This is a genomic window from Pseudomonas sp. AC239 (genome assembly GCF_979258545.1).
Genome location: NZ_OZ409864.1, coordinates 4203924 through 4225223 on the forward strand (window position 1 = coordinate 4203924; position 21300 = coordinate 4225223).

General features: G+C 60.3%; 21 protein-coding genes. 12 read left to right on the forward strand and 9 right to left on the reverse strand.

All coding sequences use genetic code 11. The features are described from left to right. The first annotated feature begins 170 nt into the window (after positions 1–170). Both rtcA and ACZ0AZ_RS19220 read left to right on the forward strand, forming a co-directional pair. A complete protein-coding gene (rtcA, locus tag ACZ0AZ_RS19215) occupies positions 171–1196 on the forward strand; it encodes an RNA 3'-terminal phosphate cyclase (RefSeq protein WP_463537922.1) in 1026 nt (341 codons plus the stop codon). Between the two features lie 174 nt (positions 1197–1370). Further along, the gene (locus ACZ0AZ_RS19220; protein WP_129999108.1) at positions 1371–1658 is read left to right on the forward strand and encodes a hypothetical protein; all 288 of its coding nucleotides are present in this window, start codon (positions 1371–1373) and stop codon (positions 1656–1658) included. An 84-nt stretch (positions 1659–1742) separates the two neighbouring features. Here ACZ0AZ_RS19220 and ACZ0AZ_RS19225 read toward each other — a convergent pair whose 3' ends face one another. Further along, positions 1743–1958: a hypothetical protein gene (locus ACZ0AZ_RS19225; protein ID WP_039762117.1), complete on the reverse strand. Its 216-nt coding sequence runs from the start codon at positions 1956–1958 to the stop codon at positions 1743–1745. A gap of 127 nt (positions 1959–2085) precedes the next feature. Continuing rightward, the gene (locus ACZ0AZ_RS19230) at positions 2086–2361 is read right to left on the reverse strand and encodes a hypothetical protein (RefSeq protein ID WP_129999107.1); all 276 of its coding nucleotides are present in this window, start codon (positions 2359–2361) and stop codon (positions 2086–2088) included. Positions 2362–2547: 186 nt separating this feature from the next. On the opposite strand from ACZ0AZ_RS19230, the gene ACZ0AZ_RS19235 reads away from it, so the two are divergent. After that, positions 2548–2877 carry a hypothetical protein gene (locus tag ACZ0AZ_RS19235; RefSeq protein WP_039762119.1) on the forward strand — a complete coding sequence of 110 codons (330 nt, stop codon included), beginning with the start codon at positions 2548–2550 and terminating at the stop codon, positions 2875–2877. A gap of 57 nt (positions 2878–2934) precedes the next feature. Here the strand turns inward: ACZ0AZ_RS19235 and ACZ0AZ_RS19240 are convergent, their stop codons facing one another. The 4 genes from ACZ0AZ_RS19240 to ACZ0AZ_RS19255 form a co-directional block, all read right to left on the reverse strand. Then, positions 2935–3531 carry a hypothetical protein gene (locus tag ACZ0AZ_RS19240; RefSeq protein WP_240783216.1) on the reverse strand — a complete coding sequence of 199 codons (597 nt, stop codon included), beginning with the start codon at positions 3529–3531 and terminating at the stop codon, positions 2935–2937. Between the two features lie 52 nt (positions 3532–3583). Further along, a complete protein-coding gene (locus ACZ0AZ_RS19245; protein ID WP_463537923.1) occupies positions 3584–4528 on the reverse strand; it encodes an alpha/beta hydrolase in 945 nt (314 codons plus the stop codon). A 113-nt stretch (positions 4529–4641) separates the two neighbouring features. Continuing rightward, positions 4642–5640 (reverse strand): NAD(P)H-quinone oxidoreductase, encoded by a 999-nt coding sequence (locus tag ACZ0AZ_RS19250; RefSeq protein WP_463537924.1) that lies wholly within the window; start codon positions 5638–5640, stop codon positions 4642–4644. 61 nt (positions 5641–5701) lie between these two features. Further along, complete coding sequence (locus ACZ0AZ_RS19255; protein WP_129999103.1) at positions 5702–6901, reverse strand: YbfB/YjiJ family MFS transporter; 1200 nt, start codon at positions 6899–6901, stop codon at positions 5702–5704. Positions 6902–7012: 111 nt separating this feature from the next. Here ACZ0AZ_RS19255 and ACZ0AZ_RS19260 point away from each other — a divergent pair, with 111 nt between their 5' ends. Further along, positions 7013–7888, forward strand: a complete 876-nt coding sequence (locus ACZ0AZ_RS19260) for a LysR family transcriptional regulator (RefSeq protein ID WP_039762126.1) — start codon at positions 7013–7015, stop codon at positions 7886–7888. 179 nt (positions 7889–8067) lie between these two features. Next, on the forward strand, positions 8068–8553 hold the full coding sequence (locus ACZ0AZ_RS19265; RefSeq protein ID WP_463537925.1) for a hypothetical protein: 486 nt from the start codon (positions 8068–8070) through the stop codon (positions 8551–8553). Between the two features lie 41 nt (positions 8554–8594). Here the strand turns inward: ACZ0AZ_RS19265 and ACZ0AZ_RS19270 are convergent, their stop codons facing one another. Next, positions 8595–9317 (reverse strand): pirin family protein, encoded by a 723-nt coding sequence (locus ACZ0AZ_RS19270; RefSeq protein WP_039762127.1) that lies wholly within the window; start codon positions 9315–9317, stop codon positions 8595–8597. A gap of 219 nt (positions 9318–9536) precedes the next feature. Between ACZ0AZ_RS19270 and ACZ0AZ_RS19275 the strand changes: the two genes are divergently transcribed. Then, positions 9537–10487, forward strand: coding sequence for a GlxA family transcriptional regulator (locus tag ACZ0AZ_RS19275; RefSeq protein ID WP_039762128.1), 951 nt, complete (start codon positions 9537–9539; stop codon positions 10485–10487). A gap of 90 nt (positions 10488–10577) precedes the next feature. Then, positions 10578–12050, forward strand: a complete 1473-nt coding sequence (locus ACZ0AZ_RS19280) for an ATP-binding protein (RefSeq protein WP_129999101.1) — start codon at positions 10578–10580, stop codon at positions 12048–12050. Here ACZ0AZ_RS19280 and ACZ0AZ_RS19285 read toward each other — a convergent pair. After that, positions 12015–14936, reverse strand: coding sequence for an ATP-binding protein (locus ACZ0AZ_RS19285; protein ID WP_463572230.1), 2922 nt, complete (start codon positions 14934–14936; stop codon positions 12015–12017). The genes ACZ0AZ_RS19280 and ACZ0AZ_RS19285 overlap by 36 nt on opposite strands. A gap of 134 nt (positions 14937–15070) precedes the next feature. Beyond that, positions 15071–15499 carry a helix-turn-helix domain-containing protein gene (locus tag ACZ0AZ_RS19290; RefSeq protein ID WP_129999099.1) on the reverse strand — a complete coding sequence of 143 codons (429 nt, stop codon included), beginning with the start codon at positions 15497–15499 and terminating at the stop codon, positions 15071–15073. A 235-nt stretch (positions 15500–15734) separates the two neighbouring features. Between ACZ0AZ_RS19290 and ACZ0AZ_RS19295 the strand changes: the two genes are divergently transcribed. From ACZ0AZ_RS19295 to ACZ0AZ_RS19315, 5 genes are all read left to right on the forward strand, one after another. After that, positions 15735–16718 carry an MBL fold metallo-hydrolase gene (locus tag ACZ0AZ_RS19295; RefSeq protein ID WP_463537926.1) on the forward strand — a complete coding sequence of 328 codons (984 nt, stop codon included), beginning with the start codon at positions 15735–15737 and terminating at the stop codon, positions 16716–16718. A gap of 54 nt (positions 16719–16772) precedes the next feature. Continuing rightward, positions 16773–17696, forward strand: a complete 924-nt coding sequence (locus ACZ0AZ_RS19300) for a LysR family transcriptional regulator (RefSeq protein WP_463537927.1) — start codon at positions 16773–16775, stop codon at positions 17694–17696. 636 nt (positions 17697–18332) lie between these two features. Then, the gene (locus tag ACZ0AZ_RS19305) at positions 18333–18746 is read left to right on the forward strand and encodes a DoxX family protein (RefSeq protein WP_039762826.1); all 414 of its coding nucleotides are present in this window, start codon (positions 18333–18335) and stop codon (positions 18744–18746) included. Beyond that, a complete protein-coding gene (locus tag ACZ0AZ_RS19310; protein ID WP_039762825.1) occupies positions 18739–19365 on the forward strand; it encodes an antibiotic biosynthesis monooxygenase in 627 nt (208 codons plus the stop codon). Before ACZ0AZ_RS19305 ends, ACZ0AZ_RS19310 begins: the two co-directional genes overlap by 8 nt. Before the next feature lie 40 nt (positions 19366–19405). Next, positions 19406–21244, forward strand: coding sequence for an amidohydrolase (locus ACZ0AZ_RS19315; RefSeq protein WP_101159884.1), 1839 nt, complete (start codon positions 19406–19408; stop codon positions 21242–21244). Positions 21245–21300: the final 56 nt, after the last annotated feature.

The window sequence follows — 21300 nt, forward strand, 5'->3', positions numbered from 1 at the left end:
AACCCGTGCTGGCGAGAACGCCTGCGTGCGAAGTCGCCTGGCTCCGTTACTGGTGCATCGCAGCTGAACTCTAGCGCGAAATCCCGACATTATTCAGAACTCAGTAAAACCTGCGACGGCTGCATCGATACCTCAGGGACACCGTCGCGCCGTACGCATAAGGATTGGCAATGAAAGAAATGATTGAACTGGACGGCGCCATTGGTGGCGGCCAGGTGTTGCGCAGTGCGCTGAGCCTGTCGATGGTGACAGGCCGGGCGTTTCGCATTAAACAGATTCGCGCCAGACGCAGCCGTCCTGGATTGCTGCGTCAGCATCTGACAGCCGTGATGGCGGCGGCCGAGGTTTGTGGTGCACGGATCTGCGGTGCGCATTTGGGCTCGCAGGCCTTGAGCTTCGAACCGGGCGCAATCCGCGCAGGTGATTTCAAGTTCGCCATCGGCACGGCGGGCAGTTGCACGCTGGTTCTGCAGACTTTGCTGCCAGCCCTGATGCTGGCACCGCAGGCCAGTCGAGTGACGATCTCTGGCGGCACGCACAATCCGCTGGCGCCCCCGACTGAATTCCTCTCGCGCAGTTGGCTACCGCTGCTGCGACGCATGGGCGGGGTTGTCGAACTGGACTTGGTGCGTCATGGTTTTGCGCCGGCCGGCGGTGGTGAGGTTGAAGTGCGAGTGCAGCCTTCGAGCCTGATGCGACTGGATCTGTGTGAGCGCGGCGAGGCGCTTTCACAACAGGCTCTGGCGCTGACTGCCGGACTTGCGCCCACTGTCGCTCAACGAGAACTGAGTCAGGTGGCCAAGCGTTTGAACTGGCCATCGGCGGCGCTGCTACCGGTGACGATTGATCCGGAACGCGGCCCGGGCAATGTGTTATTGCTGGAATATGTTTTCGAACATGTCACTGAGGTGTTCAGCGCGTTTGGGCAAGTGTCCTTGCGCGCCGAGAAGGTCGCTGATGCCGCGATCAATCAGGCTGCAGACTGGCTGCGCAGTGATGCGGCGGTCGCGGAGCACCTGGCCGATCAGTTGCTGTTGCCAATGGCGCTGGCCGGCCGCGGATCGTTCACCACGCCACGCATGACGGATCATTTACGCAGCAACATTGAAGTCATTCAGATGTTTTTGCCGGTTCGTTTCGATTGCCGAGAGGAGGGCCGCGATCGCTTGCAGATAGACATTTTACAAACCGATTAGCAGCGTCTTGCGATACGGAAGGCAGTCGCAAAGATTCGCTGAGCGCGCCGCTAGCCTTCAGCCATTAGCACATCCGACCTAATTGCCCCTGTTCCGGCTCGACTTTAAAGTCCTTTCGCTTGGCATCTAATTGCCAGAATTTTTCCGGTATGAAAATCAAAAAGGTCGATCTGCATGAACTCATCAAGGACTATCCCGGTTCTCGCTTTACTCGCAACATTGGCGCTCGCAGTTACTGGATGTCAGACCGTAAAGCCGGGAGAGAGTGATCTCAAGAATCGCGCACAGACCACCATTGGGAAACCTGTAATCAAGGTGTCCAACATCCGCAGCGACTTCAATACAACTTTCTATACCGCTCAAACCGAAAGCGGTGAATATACGTGCGAACTGCCGAGCGGCCCGATGGTTGCCCTGGGTTCCATGGGCATGGGGCTGGGCGCTCAGTGCACCAAGCAATGAATAACCAGTCTCTTCGCCGCTAAAAAAAGAAAGGCCAATGTCGATGACATTGGCCTTTTCTCTATAACGAATACTCGGCGCAGATCAGCTGTTTTTCGAGTTCAGCTTGCGCAGTTCTTCGTAGGTCGCCGACTGCACGAACCAGAAGCCGGAGACGATGCACCAGCCCAGGGTGCCGCCTACGAACATGCCGAGACCCGAAAGAAAGCTCTGGCTCATCATGAACAGAGACACGATCAGGATGACTGCGAGTGCAATGTAGAGAACGATGTTGTTGACGCCGATGACGAAATCTTTCATTTGCATTCCTTGGGTGTATTTTTCTCTGGCCACCCTCTATGGTCGCCAGTGCGCGCATCATATTGATATCACCCTGTGCTGCGCTAGTTTCGACATCGGATTTTCGTTACTAAAAGCGAAACAACTCTTACTGAGCGGGTTTTTTATCTATGTCGCTGGAGTCGCTCGACGTCGCGGCATCCTTCTCTGTCTCATGCGGCTGTGAACCTGCGTTGGCGCCTGACGACTCTTCGCCTTTCTTGTTCGCCTTCTCATCATGGTCGCGAGAGCTTTCTGCATGATTGACACCGGGCAGGGCGGTGGCAGGGGTCGCGGCACCCGCTGTCGTTTCGGCTGCCCAAGCGTGAAGCGGGCCGATCAGGCACAGGCTGGAAAACGACAGGGCGAGCATTTTCTTGTTCATCACATTGGCCTTCTACGCGGTGGGATGTGCTGCGTTGGATAGGCCTCCCGGCCAAAGGTGCGCGGTACTGGACGAGCGGCGAATTCACCTTTGATAAAAAAATCCCGACAGCAGGCAAATTGCTGGCCCCCAGACGCAATGCGCCCCGGCAAAATCGCCTCTTTTTCAAAAGGTTAGGCTGGCAATATGCGGACGATTGTCATCACCGTTGCGGCGTTTTCCCTGGCTTTGATCGCCTCGGGAGTGCAGGCAAGAGAGTTAAGCAAAGGCCATCGCTTTGCCTGTACCTGGGGCTCGGACATTGCTGCCGGTGCGCAGCAATCCAAGCTGTCAGGGGTTTCGCTGTATGGCGCGCGCAAGCAACTGCAGGTTCGCCGCTTCCAGCAGCCGTGGATGCGCATGACCGCGATGGGCATTACCGAGCAGACCTACAACAGCAGTTCGAAGCTCAAACCGGCAGCGGTCAAGCAGACCTATTACGAGCAATGCGTACGCCACGAATTGGCAAGGCGATAAGCGAAAGCCCGACCTGACCAGGTTGGGCTTTTGGGTGCCTGGGCGCTAGTGATGTATTCAGTCGACGATCACACGTTCGTTGTCGTCGTCACTCAAGCATATGGTCAACTGCTGACCATCTTCGGTGAACGCACAATGGGGCAGCGACATTTGCCTGGCGACATAAATGGGCACGCCAATAAATACCGTCAATATGAGAATCGCCGTGGCCGATCTCCCGATCATCGCCCAAAGCGAGGGCGCGCGTTGCTTCCTCAGTCTGGAACGCAAAAACAGGCCGAGTCCCAACAACAACGCGCCGATGAGCATCGCGCTACCGATTTCGTGAGGACTGATGCTGTAGATGCGCTGTTCCGCGTCGTCGGGATAGTTGATCTGCCACCACATGCCGATGGCCAAAGGCATAAGGCCCGCGAGTATGCAGGCATTAATTGCTCCCGGTATGCGCGCCAGCATGGCCAACAACAAAGCTACAGTGGCCGCGACCCATCCACTGGCGAACAGTTGTCCACCGATTCCGCCCATGAAGGTACCGCCGACGTCGATCGGGGTCAGCAGATTCCAGTCATAGAAAGCGCTGTGCAGCAGTAGTGAAAGTACAGCTAGCCAGCAAATCGGGTAGTAAATCCATCGGGCGTTGGGGCGGGTTAACACACTCAGTCCTTTTTGTGGTGTCGGAAGCGGCGCCAGTATGCCAGTACGTCGGTCAGGAGTCGCTAGAGCCTTTGGCCACTGCTGGTCCGGCAACCTTGGGCAGCGGTTTGCTTTGCATCAACGCATCCAGAGCCTTGCGATAACCCTGGCCACCGAGCGCCATGCTGTTGTTGTGCGTCGCTCCGGGCACCATCAGCAGGCGTTTGGGCTGCTCAGCGGCATTGAACAGCTGCTCGCTGAAGCGCGGCGGCACGAAGACATCAGCCAGGCCATGCACCACCAGCAGCGGCATGTGAATGTCGGCAATCTTGTCGATGGAATCGAATTTTTGTGAAAGCAGCCAGCGCACCGGCAGCGAGGTATTCGCTACGGCGGCGGCGACATCAGCCAGAGAAGTGAAGGTTGACTCAATGACCAGACCGCGCACCGGCAGAGGCGTGTGGTTACGCGCGGCGTTCTTTCCGAGCTCAGCGGCCAGATCGATCGCCACTGCGCCACCGAGAGAGTGACCGTAGATCAGGCGTTTGTTCGGATCCGGTTGCAACAGTTGGAAGCGTTCCCACGCAACGCGGGCATCTTCATAAACGCTGCTCTCCGACGGCAGATCGCCCTTGCTCTGGCCAAACCCGCGATAATCGATAGCCAACACCGAATAACCCGCCGCCCGCAGCTGTTCGATGCGAAACAGTTGCCCGGTGAGGTTCCAGCGCACGCCATGCAAATAGAGGATTGCCGGGGCATTGGCACGTTCCGCCGGCCACCACCAGGCATGGATGTTCTGCCCGGCCTTGAAGCTCTTCGGTTGCAGATCGAGTTCCTGAACACTGCCCGGCAGACCGCGATACCAGCCGGCAGTCCCCGGCTCGATGCGAAAAAGCAACTTGCGCTCGGTGTGTTCCAGTACGGCACAACTCGTCGGCACGCCAATAATCAGCGCGGCCATCATGGCGAACGCCAGGCGGCGGCGTCGCAGACGAGTCAGGAAAGACAGGAACATTAATCGTTTCACCACTGCGCAGACAAAGAACGCTTTTTACCAGATGCCTCGGTCTGCGCGGGATTATTTTCGACCGCCGTGAGTGCGCAACGATTACAAGATGCTGCAATCGCTCATGCCACTTGCAGCACGATCTTGCCGATATGATCGCCGCCCTCCATGCGGGCATGGGCCTGAGCCGCGTCAGCCAGCGGATATACTTTATCGATGATCGGCAGGCAGCGCCCGGCGCTGAGGGCAGGCCACACGTGTTCTTGCAGTTGATCGGCGATGGCGGCTTTTTCCGCAGCGGTGCGTGCACGCAGCAATGAACCGGTGACGACGGCGCGTTTGCCAAGGATCGCCAGCAGATCGATGTCATTGGCGCGGGCGCCGCCGAGGAAACCGAGCATGACCAGTCGGCCGTCCATCGCCAGTGCGCTGATGTTGCCGTTCAGATACGAGCCACCCATGATGTCGAGAATCACGTTCACGCCTTGATCTGCGGTCTTCTCGGCAATGACCTTGGCGAAGTCCTCTTCTCGATAGTTGATCGGTTGCCCGTCAAGTTTGCTGATTGCGGCGCATTTTTCAGCGCTGCCTGCGGTGGCGAAGGCCTCGATACCGAATTCGCGACAGAGCATCAGCGCGGTGGTGCCGATGCCGCTCGTGCCGCCGTGAATCAGCACGCGCTGGCCGGCCTTGGCCCCGCCGAGGCCGAACAGGTTGGCCCATACGGTGAAAAAGGTTTCCGGAATCGCGGCGGCCTGAATCCAGTCGACACCGTCCGGCACAGGCAAAGTCTGGCCGGCTGGAACCGCGCAATATTCGGCGTAACCGCCGCCATTGGTCAGTGCGCACACGCGATCGCCGACCGCGAAGCGCGTTACTCCGGGGCCAAGCGCAACCACTTCGCCAGCCACTTCCAGGCCGGGAATCGGGTCCATGCCGGGTTTCATCGGATACTTGCCGGCACGCTGCAGGGCGTCCGGGCGATTGATACCGGCGGCGTGAACGTGGATCAGCACTTGGCCTTCGGCAACGCTTGGCAGAGGCACGCGTCTGGCTTGCAATACTTCCGGGCCGCCGGGTTCGGTGATTTCAATACGGGTCATTTCATTGGGCAGTGACATTGTCGATTCCTGTGAAAAAGGTCGTGTAGATGGGAGCGCTGCGAGCGCGCAATGATTCCCTTCAGTTCGCCGCGCAACGAGTTTGAGTTGCAGCGGGCAGCCAGCGCATGGCTTGCTCCAGCAGCAGGGCAATCACGATCGCGCCGGCGGCGATCACAAACAGCAGCGTATGCTGGCCGCCCGAAGCGTTGAACAGCGCCGAATAGGCAAACCCCGCCAGTGCCTGAAAGGTAGCGAACGACACGGTTGCGCGGCTCCAGGCGATCTGCTGATGGTGATGCGACGGCACCAGCTCATGCACCCGCGCCAACGCCAGCGGTACGATGCCCGGCGGGAACGAGCCGAGGATCACCGCGAGTAACGCCAGCGCCAGAAACGAATCGGAGACGGTTAGCAGACCCAACGCAACCGCTTGCACCACCAACACCAGACGGATGCCAGCGCGGGCGCCAAGCTGGTCGGCCAGAAAACCGTACGTGACCGGTCCGACAATCGCCCCCAGGCCGTACATGACCCAGACCAGTGCGCCGATATGCGCCCCCGCGCTCAGTCCGCGGGCCACGTAATCCACCAGAAACACCATGGCAGGCACCAGCCCGGCAGCCATGAACGCGTATTGAGCGAACAACAGGTAAACGCCCGGCGGTGTCGGCTCATCGGCCAACGTCGTGTGCGCCGCCGCGGTATGCGCGGTATCGGCAGGCCAGCCGAACCAACTCAACGCGGTCAGTAATAACGCCAGCGCGCCCAGCCCCAGCCAGGTTGCCTGCAAACCAAGAGCCAACAGCGGCGGCACTAGGGTTCCGGAACCGGCAATCCCGAGGCCGATGCCAAGGAAGATTGCGCCACTGGCCAAACCTCTGCGAGAAGCCGGAACGTGAGGCAGCACGGTTGCCGCGACCAGCACCATGATCGCCCCACCGGCAATGCCGGACAGCAAGCGCCAACCGAAGAACCAGCTCACCGACAGCGGATAAGCACAGGCAAAAAACGCTGCCGTGACAGCCAGCATCATCAGCCGCAAGGCGTTACGGTTACCCAGTCGATGAGCCATGGGCCGACCGAGGAGGGCACCAATCAAGTAACCGACCAGATTGGCCGCGCCGAGATAGACAACATCGTTGGCCGAAAACCACTGCGCCTGAATCAGCGAAGGGATCAATGGCGTGTAAGCGAAACGCGCCAGGCCAATGCTGACCAGGCTGGCGCAAAGTCCGGCGAAAATCGGCAGCCAGATACCTGAAGAGTTTGAAGTACGCATGATAGCGATCTCACAAGAGGTGTATGGCCCTCAGCTTATCGGCTATCGTTGCTGCGCATATGCAGCGATTAAGCGGCACACTGATGCAGAAATGCTTCTAAGAGGATCAGCATGAATTGGGATGATGCGCGAGTGTTTCTGGCGGTCTGTCGCGAGTCGACATTGCGTGGGGCTGCGCGGGTTCTGGGCGTCGACCAGGCCACGGTCGGACGGCGTGTCACCGCGCTGGAGAAGTCGTTGAGCGCGACGCTGTTTTTGCGCACATCCGATGGTTACGCGCTGACCGCCGTCGGCGAGGCGGCACTCAGAAGTGTGGAGAAAATGGAGCATTCGGCGCTGGAACTGGAGCGGCACATTCATGGGCTGGATGATCGGCTGACCGGTAACGTACGGGTCAGCACCACCGACTCGCTGGCCATCGACTTCATCATCCCTGCGATGGCGCGCCTGCATGACCAACATCCGGATGTGCAGATCCAGTTGGATGCGTCGACGCAGATTCTCAGTCTGGCCAAGCGCGAGGCCGATATCGCCGTACGCAATACCCGGCCGGATAACCCGGATCTCATCGCCCGGCGAATCGCCCGCTGGCCTGTAGGACTTTTCGCTGCGCGGGCCTACGTCGACCGCCATGGCGAACCGCAGCCCGGCAGTGCTTTCGAGGGCCACGATCTGGTGGTGTATCAGCCGTATTTGCAGAGCAAAAAAGACCTCACGCTAGTGTCCGAGCCGTTAAGCCGTGGGCGCATCGTCGCCACGCTCAGTTCCAGCCTTTTGGTGCGTCGCTCCATTGCCGCCGGCCTCGGGGTAGGGGAGATTCCTGTGAACATGGGCGAACGCGACGGCCTGGTCAGACTCTGGCCGGAGCGGACCCGGCCGTTGCCGTATGAAGTGTGGCTGGTCACTCACGCCGACCTGCGTCACACCGCGCGGGTACGGGCGGTCATCGAGCAGATCGTTGAGGCTTTTGCGCTGGAAAACCAATAGTGGATTCAGGATTTTGCCGAGGCTACAACGTCTGACGAAACAGCCTACGTCCGAGGCAGAATGGGCCGGCTTGTCGCCGAGGGCGATGAAATCTATTGTGACTGCAGTTGGATGCAGACCTCGGTCCCGCATCGAAACGAAGAGCCAGGGAAGGCCTCGGTAGCCATAAAGGTGTCGAATTGAAAATCAGGGAAGTGAATCAATATGCAGGCACGGACAGATCGGACGCAGGTCAGAAAAGGCAAACCATGAGCAGCATAAGTCGCGAAGAATTCGATGCCAGGATAGAGACCATCGAAACGAGGATGGACGGCCGCGTGGCAGAAATGCGCGCCGACATTCGCGGGTTCCTGGCTGCTCAGGCAGAGCGGGACAAGGCCCTGCAGGAGCGGGACAAACGTTATGACGTGATGTGGATGGGCGTGCAGAAAATTGCCGACGAATCGCGGGAAGCGATCAGACAGGCATCGACAGTAAAGGCCCATTACTGGGCGGCCACCACCGTGCATTTCCTCGGCGTGGCCTCTTTGCTGGTTGGCGCGCATTTCGCCAATCAGGCGGCGGTGATGACCACGATCCAAACCACCCTGGCAGCGATTCAGATTGGCAAAGAGGTCTCTGCCCCCAAACCAGTTGAACGACCCTCAACGGCGTCGCCGCAATAAAAAACGGCCTTCAGTGGAAGGCCGCTGTGCATCGCGCCAGATCATGGCATTTCTGGCAACTCCTGAGGGCGCAAGTCGAACACCAGAACCTCTGCATCGACGCCGTTGCTCAAGGTAAGCAGCTGTTCTTCACGAACCCGCACGCCGTCGCCTTCCTGCAAGGCTTGGCCGTTGAGTTCGACACTGCCACGCGCAACGTGCACGTACGCGTAACGATTGGCCGGCAATTTCAGCGTGGCACTTTCCTCGCCGTCGAATAACCCGGCATAGACACGCGCATCCTGACGGACTTTCAGAGAGCCGTTGTTGCCGTCCGGCGAGATGATCAGTTGCAGGCGACCGCGTTTTTTCTCCGCGCTGAAGTGTTCCTGTTGATAGCGCGGTTTGGCGCCGCTGACGTCCGGCACAATCCAGATTTGCAGAAAGTGCACGGGCTTGGTGGCCGAGTGGTTGAATTCACTGTGCGCCACGCCGCTGCCGGCGCTCATCAACTGTACATCGCCGGGGCGGATCACCGAACCAGTACCGAGAGTGTCCTTGTGTTCCAGCGCGCCCTCGAGCACGTAGGAGAAAATCTCCATGTCGCGGTGCGGATGCTGGCCAAAACCTTTACCGGCGGCGACCCGGTCGTCGTTGATCACCAGCAGGTCGGAGAAACCCTGTTCACGCGGGTTGCGGTAATTGGCGAAAGAGAAGGTGTGAAACGACTTCAACCAGCCGTGATTGGCGAGGCCGCGATCGGAGGCTTTGCGAAGAGTCAGCATGATGAAATCTCCTGGCGGGACGTGAATTCGTCCGAGTGAGGAGAAGGTTACTGGTTACCCGACAAGGCAATAAGTAGATGGAAATAGAAAGACTGTCCGGTTCAGGTTGACAGTTTTGCGTTATGGTTCACCCATTCGATTATGCTGATCACGCCGGAGTCAGCCTTGATGCCCCGGCTGCAGCGTAAATATTGACCCTTGAAATGTGTGATGCCCTCCATGAAAACCGTGGCAATGGTGCTGTTTCCTGACTTTCTGATGCTCGACATGGCCGGGCCGCTGGAGGTGTTTTCAGTCGCCAACCGTTATCTGAAATCTGATTTGCACTATCAACTGACGACGTTAGGCACGGAGCGCGGCTTGCTGAGGGCTTCCAATGGCGTGCAGGTCCAGGCTGATCTGCACATCGACGAAGCGGCCGAGCGCTATGATCTGTTATTGGTGCCCGGCGGCCCTGGCGCCTACAACCAGAGATTTCCCGAACTGTTCGCCTGGTTGAGAAACGCCGTGCCGCGCGCCGAACGCTACGGTTCGATTTGCACTGGCGCTTTTATCCTCGGCCATGCCTGCCTGCTCGATGGCTATCGCGTCACCACGCACTGGAATTACACCGAGCGCCTGATCAAGGCTTTTCCAAAAACTACGGTGACCACCGACCAGATCTACGTTGAGGATCGCAATCTGATCACGTCGGGGGGCGTGACCGCTGGCATCGATCTGGCGCTGGCGGTGGTGGCCCGGGATCACGGCAAGAAAATCGCCCAGGATGTGGCCAAGGTCTTGTTGGTGGTGATGAAACGCCAGGGTGGGCAGGCGCAATTCAGCCCTTTGATGGCAGCAGTCTCGCCGCAAGAGACGCCTGTCACCCGCGTACAGAATTACGTGCTTGAACACTTGGACGAAGCCTTTACCGTCGAGCGCATGGCCGGACTGGCGAATATGAGCGCACGGCACTTCGCTCGGCTGTTCGCCCGTGACGTCAACATGACTCCAATGGAGTTTCTGCAGAATGCCCGCATCGACTGCGCGCGCAGCCTGCTGGAAACCAGCGATCTGCCCCTGAAGACCATTGCTTATAAAAGTGGCTTCGGCAGCGTTCGGCACATGCGCTCGCTGTTCGCCGAAAAGCTTGGTCTTACACCGTTGCAATACCGGGAACAGTTCAGCTAGAGCGGTTCTGTCCGTCTGGCGCAGCTGGATGTCCGTACCGCGTCGGCTGTGGCGGTTGTATCGTCACGCAAGGGTGCCAAGATGTCTGGCATGACTAATCACAACGACACAAACCACGGTCGGGTGCTGCGTTTTGGCCCCTACACCTTTCATGTGCGCCAACGCTTGGTTCTCGAGGGAGAGCAACCGCTGCGCATGGGCGGGCGCGCCATGGACATTCTGCAGGTACTGCTCAAGCACGCGGGCAGGGTGGTCAGCAAAGAGCAGTTGATTGCTCAGGTCTGGCCGACGTCGATTGTCGAAGAGATCAATCTGCGGGTGCACATTGCGGCGCTGCGCCGTGCACTCGGCGATGGCACCAAGGGCCAGCATTACATCGTTCACGTGGCGCAATGCGGCTACAGTTTTGTCGCCCCGGTGGAGCAGGACCCAAATGATGCGCTGCCCATGCCCGCCGCCGGGCTCAAGCCGCTGCACAATCTTCCGGCTCGACTGACACCCGTCAGTGGTCGCGATGCTTTGGTCGGCAGTCTGGTTCGACAAATGCCGGTGTGCCGCTTGATGACGATTACCGGTGCGCCAGGTGTTGGCAAAACCACGGTGGCACTGCGCGTGGCAGAACTGCTGCTGCAATATTTCCGCGATGGCGCCTGGTGGATCGACCTTGCCAACCTCGAAGATGAAAAATCGCTGCTCGATTACGTGTTGCACGCCCTGAAGATAGACCTTTCCACGCTGACCGGCCGGCACGCCTTGTTGATACTGGACAACTGCGACCACCAGCGCGACAGCTGCGCGGCTCTGGTTGAAACTCTGTTGCACGCGGCTCCTCGCTTGTCGATTCTGGTCACCGGTCGCGAAGCCTTGCATGTCGCGCACGAGACCGTGCATTTCGTGCCGCTGTTGGCGCTCCCCAAGCGCTCGACATTGAACACCGTCGAAGAAGCCTTGGGCTATCCGGCGGTGCAGTTGTTCGTCAATCGGGCGCGAGCGCGGCAGCATGGCTTCAGTTTGCGTGAACAGGATTTGCCGGGTGTACGCGAGATCTGCCGTCAACTGGACGGTCTGCCGCTGGCGATCGAACTCGCCGCAGCGCAGATCGACGCGCTGGGTTTGATCGGTCTACAGGCCCAGGTTGAAAACGGTCTGCAGTTGCTTGGTCAAGGCCGGCGCACGGCGGAACCGCGCCATCAGTCGATGGCGGCTGCCATCGATTGGAGCTTTCAGTACCTGACGGAAACGGAGCAGCGCGTGCTGCTGCGTCTGTCAGTGTTCGGCAGCGGGTTTACCCTGGAAGCTGCAGTGAGCGTGGTCAGCTGTGCGGATCTGGCCGGCTCCAGGTTAACCTCAATCATCGAAGCCCTGGCGCGCAAATCGTTGCTGATTCAGCAACCCATCCAGGCAAAGGTTCGCTATTGGATGCTCAACACCGTGCGCCGCTATGCGCGTGATCAGCTTGAGCGCAGCGACGCGTGGCTTGAACTGGAACGGCGTCATGCGCGCTATCTCAGCCGCACGCGCAATGCGTCAGGCCGGGCATTTCTCGCGCAGGCTGTCGATTAGCCCACGCACCTTGCGCAAGTCCGGGGTGGCGTAGCCTTCGGTAAAGCGCTGGTAGATCGGCGTGAGCAGATCCAGTGCTTCGCGGTGGCGCGATTGGCGGTGCCACAGTTCAGCGAGATCCGTGGCGCTACGCAGTTCCCAGGCCAGCGCGCCCTGGTTTCTGGCAATGTCGAGAGCTTGTTGCAGGGTTTGTTCGGCTTGGGTTGCAGCGGTGTCCGAGCGGGCCGATTCGCGAGCAGGCTCGCTCCCACAGGAATCAGCGCACAACCCGGAATTCGCGCCCGACGACGACCCCTTGTGGGAGCGAGCCTGCTCGCGAAGCGGCGTTTGTGAATGCTTCAACAATGCCGCCGCCCGTGCCCGCAATATTTCCGCCGTACTCCAACCCGCGTCCCCATTGCGTGCTCGCTCGACCATTGCCTCATCGACAAAGCGCTCATCCAGCGTAACCATCACTTCCCGGATCAAACCGCTGCTCTGCGTCGATACCGGCGCGGCATTGTCTGGATCGATCACTTGGGCATACTGCCGCCCCCAGTTATTGAACAGCAGCACCGAATGCTTCTGTGATTGTTCCAACAACAATTGCAACAAGGCGCGGGCGTTGTCGCGGTCACCGTTGTAATGGGCGATCAGGCAACTGGCCAGCGCCAGGGTGTAGCAGATCGAGGTCCCGTGGTTGATCTGCACGGCAATATCCAGCGCCTGCCGTGCGGCGCGCCAAGCCTGCTCGGGCAGACCCTGCAGCCACAGCACTCGTGCCAGTACCGTAAGTGAAGCAACACTCTGGTCGTACTGCACGCCAAAACCATGGGTGAAGCGATTGAGATGGCCGCTGTGGGCCATGCGTTGCAATACCTGCTCGGCATGCACGCGAGCCTGCGGTTGGTCACCGGCATAGTGCAAGGCCAGCACCCGCAAACGATGTGTGCTCAGTGATAGCAGCGGCTCGCCGTGCACGCCGATGCGGTCGAACTGCTCACTTTGCGCCAGTGCCATGCGGTAGTGTCCGCAGCTCAGGTTGACCGCCATGTGCCCCGATATCGCACGCAGTTGCCCGGCCAGATCGCCATGTTCTTCGGCTAATCGGCAGGCGTCGACGAACGCCTGGATGGTTTGTGGCGTGCCGCCCCAGGTGTGATAGCTGGCGCTGCCGAGCGCCAGTTTCAAGGCGATTTGCAGGCGAGGGCAGGGCTGTGAGAGCGAGCCTGCTCGCGAAGTCTCCAGCAGGCTCAGTGCCCGGCGCACATAGCGGCTGTAATCGCGCAGCAACGACAGCTCCTGCCACAACGGTGCCGAAGCGGCAGCCAGTTGTACGCCCAGCTCATCGGGTCCCGGCCCGTTGAGGCTCCAGTCCAGCGCCGCGCGCAAATCCTCCAGACCCCGGGCATAACGCTCCATCCACAGCACGGTGGGGGTGTTATCCCAATCCGCTTGCGCCTGCTGCATCAGTGTCAGGCAGCGCTCGGCGTGGCGTTGGCGGGTTGCGCTGAGCTCGTCGGCCTGTTCGAGTTTTTCCAGTGCGTAATGGCGCGTGGTGTCGAGCAAGCGGTAGAAAACATCTTCGTCGCCCACTTCGACGCTCAGCAGGGATTTGGCCACCAGTTGTGTGACGGCGCTGAACACCGCGCCGGGATCGATCTGCTGGCCGATCACTACTGCTGCTGCCGAGGCGAGGCTGAAGCTGCCACGGAAAATGCCCAGTCGCCGCAGACAGGTTTGCTCGCAGACATTGAGCAGGTTGAAACTCCAGTCCATCGTCGCGCGCAGGGTCAAGTGGCGTTCGGCGCTGCTGTGGTGGCCGGCGGACAGCGGCGGCAGGCCTTCGCGCAATTGTTTGAGCAGTCCGTCCATGCCCAATTCGCTGACCTGTGCGGCAGCCAGTTCCAGCGCCAGCGGAATGCCGTCCAGGCGCTGGCAGATTTCGATCGCTTGCGGCAGTTCGGCGTGCCTCAGTTGAAAGTTTTCCCGGGCAGCCGTGGCGCGTTCGACAAACAATTGCAGCGCAGCAAAGCCCAGCGCCTGGGCCGGGTCCATCGGCGTCGACATGGACGGGCATTCGAGTGACTCCAGACGCTGCACAAACTCGCCCTCAGCGCGCAGGCTCTCGCGGCTGGTGGCGAGGATATGCACCTTGGGCGCCCCGCGCAGAATCTGCTCGCTGAGCGCCGCGATCGCATCAATCAAGTGCTCGCAGTTGTCGATGACCAGCAGCATTTTCCGTTCACGCAGGCCGTCGACCAGACCCGCCTGTGCATCGTCTTCGGAGGCGGACAGATCGAGCAGCGCCGCCAGGTGCGAGCCGATCAGCGCGGGATCGGCGATCGGCGCCAAGTCCACCAGGCGGATGCCGTCGCGATACTGGCCAATCAGCTGTTCGGCGACGCGCAGGGCGACGGTGGTCTTGCCAATGCCGCCAGGGCCGACCAGGGTGATGCAGCGTCGGCGCGGCAGTTGCGCAATCAAGTGATCGACCACCGGCTGGCGGCCGATCATTCGCGTGCGGCGCAGCGGCAGGTTGTGTCTGGCGACGGGCATCGCCGGTTTCTGTTCGATGCTGTCGAGGAGGATGGGGGCGACAAAACTGTAGCCGCGCTGCGCCACGGTGACGATGTAGCGCTGACCGTTCTGTCCGTCGCCCAGCGCCTTGCGCAGCGCCGCCATGTGTACGCGCAGGTTGATGTCTTCAACGACACTGTCTGGCCAGACCCCGGCCATCAGTTGCTGCTTGCTCACCACTTCACCGGCGTGGGCCAGCAAAATCAGGAGGATGTCCATCGCCCGCCGTCCCAGGCGCAAAGGCTGTTGGCCTTCAAGTAGCAGTCGTTGCCCGGGATGAATCCGATAGGGGCCAAAGGCAATGGCCTGATTCGGGGGAAAACTCAACAGCGCGCTCCTGCGGTAATGCGACGGACAGGGCGAACCAGTGCCTGGCACATGCGCAGGCCGTCTGATCCGGGGTGTCCGGGCATAATCCTCAGGTTTTGGCATCAGTGCAACGGGTGGCGTAACGGCAGCAGTCAAAACACAGGCTGCGCGGCGGTGTTTTTCGGTTTGCCCATGACCCGACAGCGCCAGGCGAAGGGATTGATGCCCTCGCTGCGGGTGAACATGTGGCAGAAGTGCGCCTGATCGCAGAAGCCGCATTCCAGGCTGATTTGCGTCAGACTGAGGTCAGTGTGCTGGATCAGCAACTTGGCCCGGGCCAGACGCTGGGCGCGAATCCAGTCCTGTGGGGACAGGCCGGTGCTGCACTTGAACGCCCGGGAGAAATGACTGCGTGACAGTGAACAGGCACGGGCGAGTTCAGCCACTTCGAGACTTTCGCCCAGGCGATCGAGGATCAACTGTTTGATCTGACGTTCGCGCTGCGGACTGAGTCCGCCAGTCGCGTTTTTCCGCGGTTCGCAGGCAGGGGCGAGGGCGACGGTTTGCTGTAGATAAGCCATGGCCAAGGTCCGTGTCGGTGGGGAATACACGGTCGGCGCATTCCCTCAGGTCAAAAAAGCAACGCTGCGCAGAGGTCTTCATTGTTGGGTGAGGGCGTGAGGCTGACGAGTTAATCGTTGTTAATTTCCTTGCTGAGGCTGGAACTCAGCACATCCTTGCAAGTCAGCGCCCGGCGCTTTGCGCGACGATGTCGACCAAGCACGGCCGCCATCGGCCAGGTTCAAGGGGAATGCAATGAAAGTCTTGGTTAAAGCAGCGACGACCGTGGCGGTGATGCTGGCAATGTCTGGCGCGATGGCGCAGGCGCCGCAGGTGGGCACTCAGGCGCCGGGTTATTTCCGTTTGGCGGTGGGCGATTACGAAGTCACGGCATTGTTCGACGGCTACAACGATTTGTCGCCGAAGTTGTTGCAGGGCATGAGCCAGAGCCAGATTCGCGCGCTGCTCGCACGCCGTTCGATTGAAACCCCAGGGGTGCAGACCGCGTTCAATGCGTTCCTGGTCAACACCGGCAAACAGCTGATTCTGGTAGATACCGGCGCCGGGCAGTGCATCGGCGCCACCGCCGGGCAGCTTTCGGCCAACATGCAGGCCGCCGGCTACAAGCCTGAGCAGGTCGACACGATTCTCTTGACGCACCTGCACCTCGATCACGTCTGTGGTCTGGTCGATGCAGAGAAAAAACCGCTGTTTGCCAACGCCACCGTGTACGCGGCCAAGGCCGAGGCCGACTACTGGCTCGATCCGGCAGCGCTGGCCAAGGCTCCCGCCGGCGCCAAAGAGTTTTTCAAAATCGCCCAGGATTCCACCGCGGCCTACGTTGCCGCCGGTCGCTTCAAGACTTTCGCCCCCGGGCAGTCGCCGTTGCCAGGCCTGGTCGAAGCCACCCTCGAAGCCGGGCACACGCCGGGCAGCACCACGTACCGCTTCACCTCGCAGCAGCAGAGCATCGTGTTCATGGGCGATCTGGTGCACAACCTCGCGGTGCAGTTCTTGCACCCGGAAGTCTCGATCAGTTTCGACGTCAACAGTCAGCAAGCGATCAGCAGTCGGCAGGCAGTGTTCCGTGCTGCGGCCGCGAGCAAGACCTGGGTGACGGCCGCGCATTTGCCGTTCCCGGGCATCGGCCACATCACCGCCGAGGGCAAACATTTTCAGTGGGTACCGGTGGAGTACGGTCCGTATAAACGCGCGGCGAAAGTGCCGTTGATCGAGTAAAGTGCCCAGCGCCTGTGGCAAAAAGCGTCTGACACCGATAAGGAAACCACGCCCATGAACCGTAACGATCTGCGCCGCGTCGACATGAACCTGCTGGTGATTTTCGAAGCGCTGATGTTCGAAAAGAACCTGACCCGCGTTGCCGAAAAACTGTTCATGGGCCAGCCGGCGGTCAGTGCTGCGCTGGGGCGCTTGCGTGATCTGTTCGACGATCCGTTGTTGCTGCGCAATGGTCGCGGCATGGAGCCGACGGCGCGGGCGCTGGCGATCCTCAAGGAGCTGCAACCGGCCATGGATGTGATTTCCGGTGCAGTCAGCCGCGCCAAGGAATTCGAACCGGCGAGCAGTTGCGACGTGTTTCGCATCGGTCTGTCGGACGACGCCGAGTTCGGTCTGTTTCCGCCGCTGTTGCGCCAGCTTCAGCAGGAGGCGCCGGGGATTGTCGTGGTGGTGCGCCGCGCCAATTATCTATTGATGCCGGCGCTGTTGGCCTCTGGAGAAATCTCCGTGGGTGTCAGCTACACCACAGATCTGCCGGCCAACGCCAAGCGCAAGAAGCTGCGTAATATTCCCTGCAAAGTCCTGCGCGGCGATGATCGTCCGGGGCCGCTGACCCTCGATGAATATTGCGAGCGTCCGCACGCGATGGTGTCGTTCTCCGGTGACCTGAGTGGCAATATCGACCTCGATCTGGCGAAGATCGGCCGCTGCCGCCGGGTAGTTCTCGGTGTCCCGCAGTTCAGCGGCTTGCGTGCCTTGCTCGCCGGTACCGAGATGATCGCCACCGTGCCGGATTATGCCGCCTGTGCCTTAGTCGAAGGCTGCGCCTTGCGTGCCGAAGACCCGCCATTTCCGATCGATGCCGCGCAGTTGTCGATGGCGTGGAGCGGGGTGCACGACAACGACCCGGCAGAGAAATGGCTGCGCGCGCGGATCAGCCAGTTCATGGCGGCGCCGCTGGATATTCCAGCGCTTTAACTCATCTCGATTACACAAGCAGTTCTCCTGTGGGAGCGGGCTTGCTCGCGAAAGCGGTGTGTCAGGCAATGTGGATGTGGCTGACCTGACGCCTTCGCGAGCAAGCTCACTCCCACATTGTTTTGTGATGGTCAGCAAATGGGATGCGCGCCGCCAATCCCTGTGGGAGCGGGCTTGCTCGCGAAAGCGCTTTGCCAGTCAATGTGGATGTAACCGACCTGACGCCTTCGTGAGCAAGCCCACTCCCACATTGTTTTGTGATGGTCAGCCAATTGAATGCGCGCCGCAGATCCCTGTGGGAGCGAGCTTGCTCGCGAAAGCGGTATGCCAGTCAACATAGATGTGACTGACCTGACGCCTTCGCGAGCAAGCCCACTCCCACATTGTTTCGTGATGGTCTGCTAACTGAATGCGCGCCGCCAATCCCTGTGGGAGCGAGCTTGCTCGCGAAAGCGCTTTGCCAGTCAACATGGATGTGACTGACCTGACGCCTTCGTGAGCAAGCCCACTCCCACATTGTTTTGTGGTTGGCAGCAGAGTGTCCGGTGGTCTGAAACGCAACTAAGCACACCCATCCAATTTCTTCCGCCCCGGCATTGGCATGATTCCCGTCAATGACATTCAAAGGGTCGGGTCATGATTGCTACGAGGGATGAACAGGCGCGCGACATCGGGTTGCTGTTCCTGCGGGTCAGCGGTGGGTTGTTTCTGTTGTGGGTGCACGGCTTGCCCAAGTTGCTCGACTTCACGGCGCAACTGCAACTGATCGAAGACCCGTTCCACCTCGGCGCCCACCTGACTCTGAGCCTGGCGATCTTCGCCGAAGTTCTCTGCCCGCTACTGATCGTCGCCGGTGTGCTGGCGCGATTGGCCTGCTTGCCTATTCTCTTTGTGCTGCTGGTGGCGTTGCTGGTCGTGCATCCGCAATGGAGTGTGGCCGAAGGGCAGTTCGGCTGGTTGCTGTTGATTCTTTTCACCACTGTATTGATCGCCGGGCCCGGACGGCTGGCGATTCCTGTTCGTTTGCCCGGAGTGCTGCGTTATGCCTGAAGTCCTTAATCAACAAGCACCGGGGGCCGATGAGACTGTCACGTTGATCATCAAACACTCGGTCAAGGCCGGTTTCGAATCGGCGTATGAAGCATGGCTGCGCAACATCGTGCGCGTCGCCGGCCAGCGCGCAGGGCATTTGGGTGTGGATGTGGTACGCGGCAAGCGCGGACGTCTGGATTTCTACACGTGCGTATTGCGCTTCAGCTCCACCGAAGCGATGCAGGGCTGGCTGGAATCCTCCGAGCGTCAGGCGCTGGTGGCTGAAGCCGCGCCGATGCTGGCTGACGGTGATCAGACCGAAGTCGCCCCGGTCAACGAATTCTGGTTCTCGCCCCTGGGCGATGCCGCTTCGCCGCCGCCGCGCTGGAAGCAGGCCGTGGTCTCGCTGCTGGTGATTCTGCCGCACACCTTGCTGGTGCCGCTGATCTGGGGCCCTTTGCTGGCGCTGCATCCTTTGCTTTCCAACTACGTGGTCGCCACGTTCCTGATCACCCTGACCATCGTCCTCTCGGTGGTCTACGTGGTGATGCCGCCGGTCACCCGTTTGTTCACCCCGTGGCTGGAAGCCAGCCAGGCCCACGAACACCTCGATTCCCAAGAAACCTCGCCGCGTTGAGCGGGGTTTGCTTCTTTTCACTTTTGCTTGAGGAACTGCGATGAGCGCCGATCTGATTTTATTCAATGGCCAATTTCATACCGTAGACCGGGAAAAACCACTGGCCAGCGCCGTGGCGATCAAGGACGGCCGCTTCGTCGCCGTTGGCAACGACGCCGAGGCCATGGCCCTCAAAGGCAGCGCCACACAAGTGGTCGATATGAAGGGCCGTTGCGTCATTCCTGGTCTCAATGACTCGCACTTGCACCTGATTCGCGGCGGTTTGAACTACAACCTCGAACTGCGCTGGGAAGGCGTGCCGTCGCTCGCCGACGCGCTGCGCATGCTCAAGGATCAGGCCGATCGCACGCCAACCCCGCAATGGGTGCGCGTGGTCGGTGGCTGGAACGAATTCCAGTTCGCCGAAAAGCGCATGCCGACCCTGGAAGAAATCAACCAGGCCGCGCCGGACACCCCGGTGTTCATCCTGCACCTGTATGACCGCGCCTTGCTCAACCGCGCCGCTCTGCGTGTGGCCGGCTACACCCGCGACACGCCGAACCCACCAGGTGGCGAGATCGTGCGCGACAGCAATGGCAACCCGACCGGCATGCTGGTCGCTCGGCCGAACGCGATGATTCTCTACTCGACTCTGGCCAAGGGGCCGAAGCTGCCGCTGGAATATCAGGTCAACTCTACTCGTCAGTTCATGCGCGAACTCAATCGCCTCGGCCTGACCAGTGCGATCGACGCCGGCGGTGGTTTCCAGAATTATCCGGACGATTACCAAGTGATCGAACAATTGGCCAAAGACGACCAGTTGACCGTGCGCATCGCCTACAACCTGTTCACCCAGAAGCCGAAAGAAGAGCTGACCGATTTCCAGAACTGGACCGGCAGCGTCAAGTTGCATCAGGGCGATGACTTCCTGCGCCACAACGGCGCCGGCGAAATGCTGGTGTTCTCCGCCGCCGACTTCGAAGACTTCCTCGAACCGCGTCCGGACCTGCCGCAGACCATGGAACAGGAACTGGAGCCGGTGGTGCGCCACCTGGTCGAGCAGCGCTGGCCGTTCCGTCTGCACGCCACGTACAACGAATCGATCAGCCGCATGCTCGACGTGTTCGAGAAGGTCAACCGCGACATTCCGTTCAACGGTCTGCCGTGGTTCTTCGACCACGCTGAAACCATCACCCCGCAAAACATCGAACGTGTGAAAGCGCTGGGCGGCGGCATTGCGATTCAGGATCGCATGGCGTTCCAGGGCGAATACTTCGTCGATCGCTACGGCAAACAAGCCGCCGAAGCCACGCCACCGATCAAGCGCATGCTCGCCGAAGGTGTGCCGGTTGGTGCAGGCACCGACGCCACGCGCGTGTCCAGTTACAACCCGTGGACCTCGCTGTACTGGATGGTCAGCGGCCGCACCGTTGGCGGTCTGGCCCTGTACGAAGAAGGTCTGCCACGCAGCACCGCGCTGGAACTGTTCACCCACGGCAGCGCCTGGTTCTCCTCGGAGCAGGGCAAGAAGGGTCAGATTCGCGTTGGTCAACTGGCAGACCTCGCGGCACTGAGCGCGGACTTCTTCAGCGTTGAAGAAGAAGCGATCAAGTGGATCGAGTCGGTGATGACCGTGGTCGGCGGCAAGATCGTCTACGCCGCCGGCGATTTCGAAGACCTCGGCCCGCGTTCGATTCCGGTGCTGCCGGACTGGTCGCCCGTGGTCAAGGTGCCGGGCCACTGGCGCCCGAACTCGCCGTTGCAGGCGCAGGTTCACCAGTGCAGCGGGCCTTGCGCCGTGCACACCCACAGCCATGAAAAAGCGCGTATGTCGAATGCGCCGGTCAGCGATTTCGCCGGTTTCTGGGGCGCGTTCGGCTGTTCCTGCTTCGCGTTCTGAGTTTGAAAAAAGCGCCGGTCATCAGGGCCGGCGCTTACCGCAACAACCATCCATCC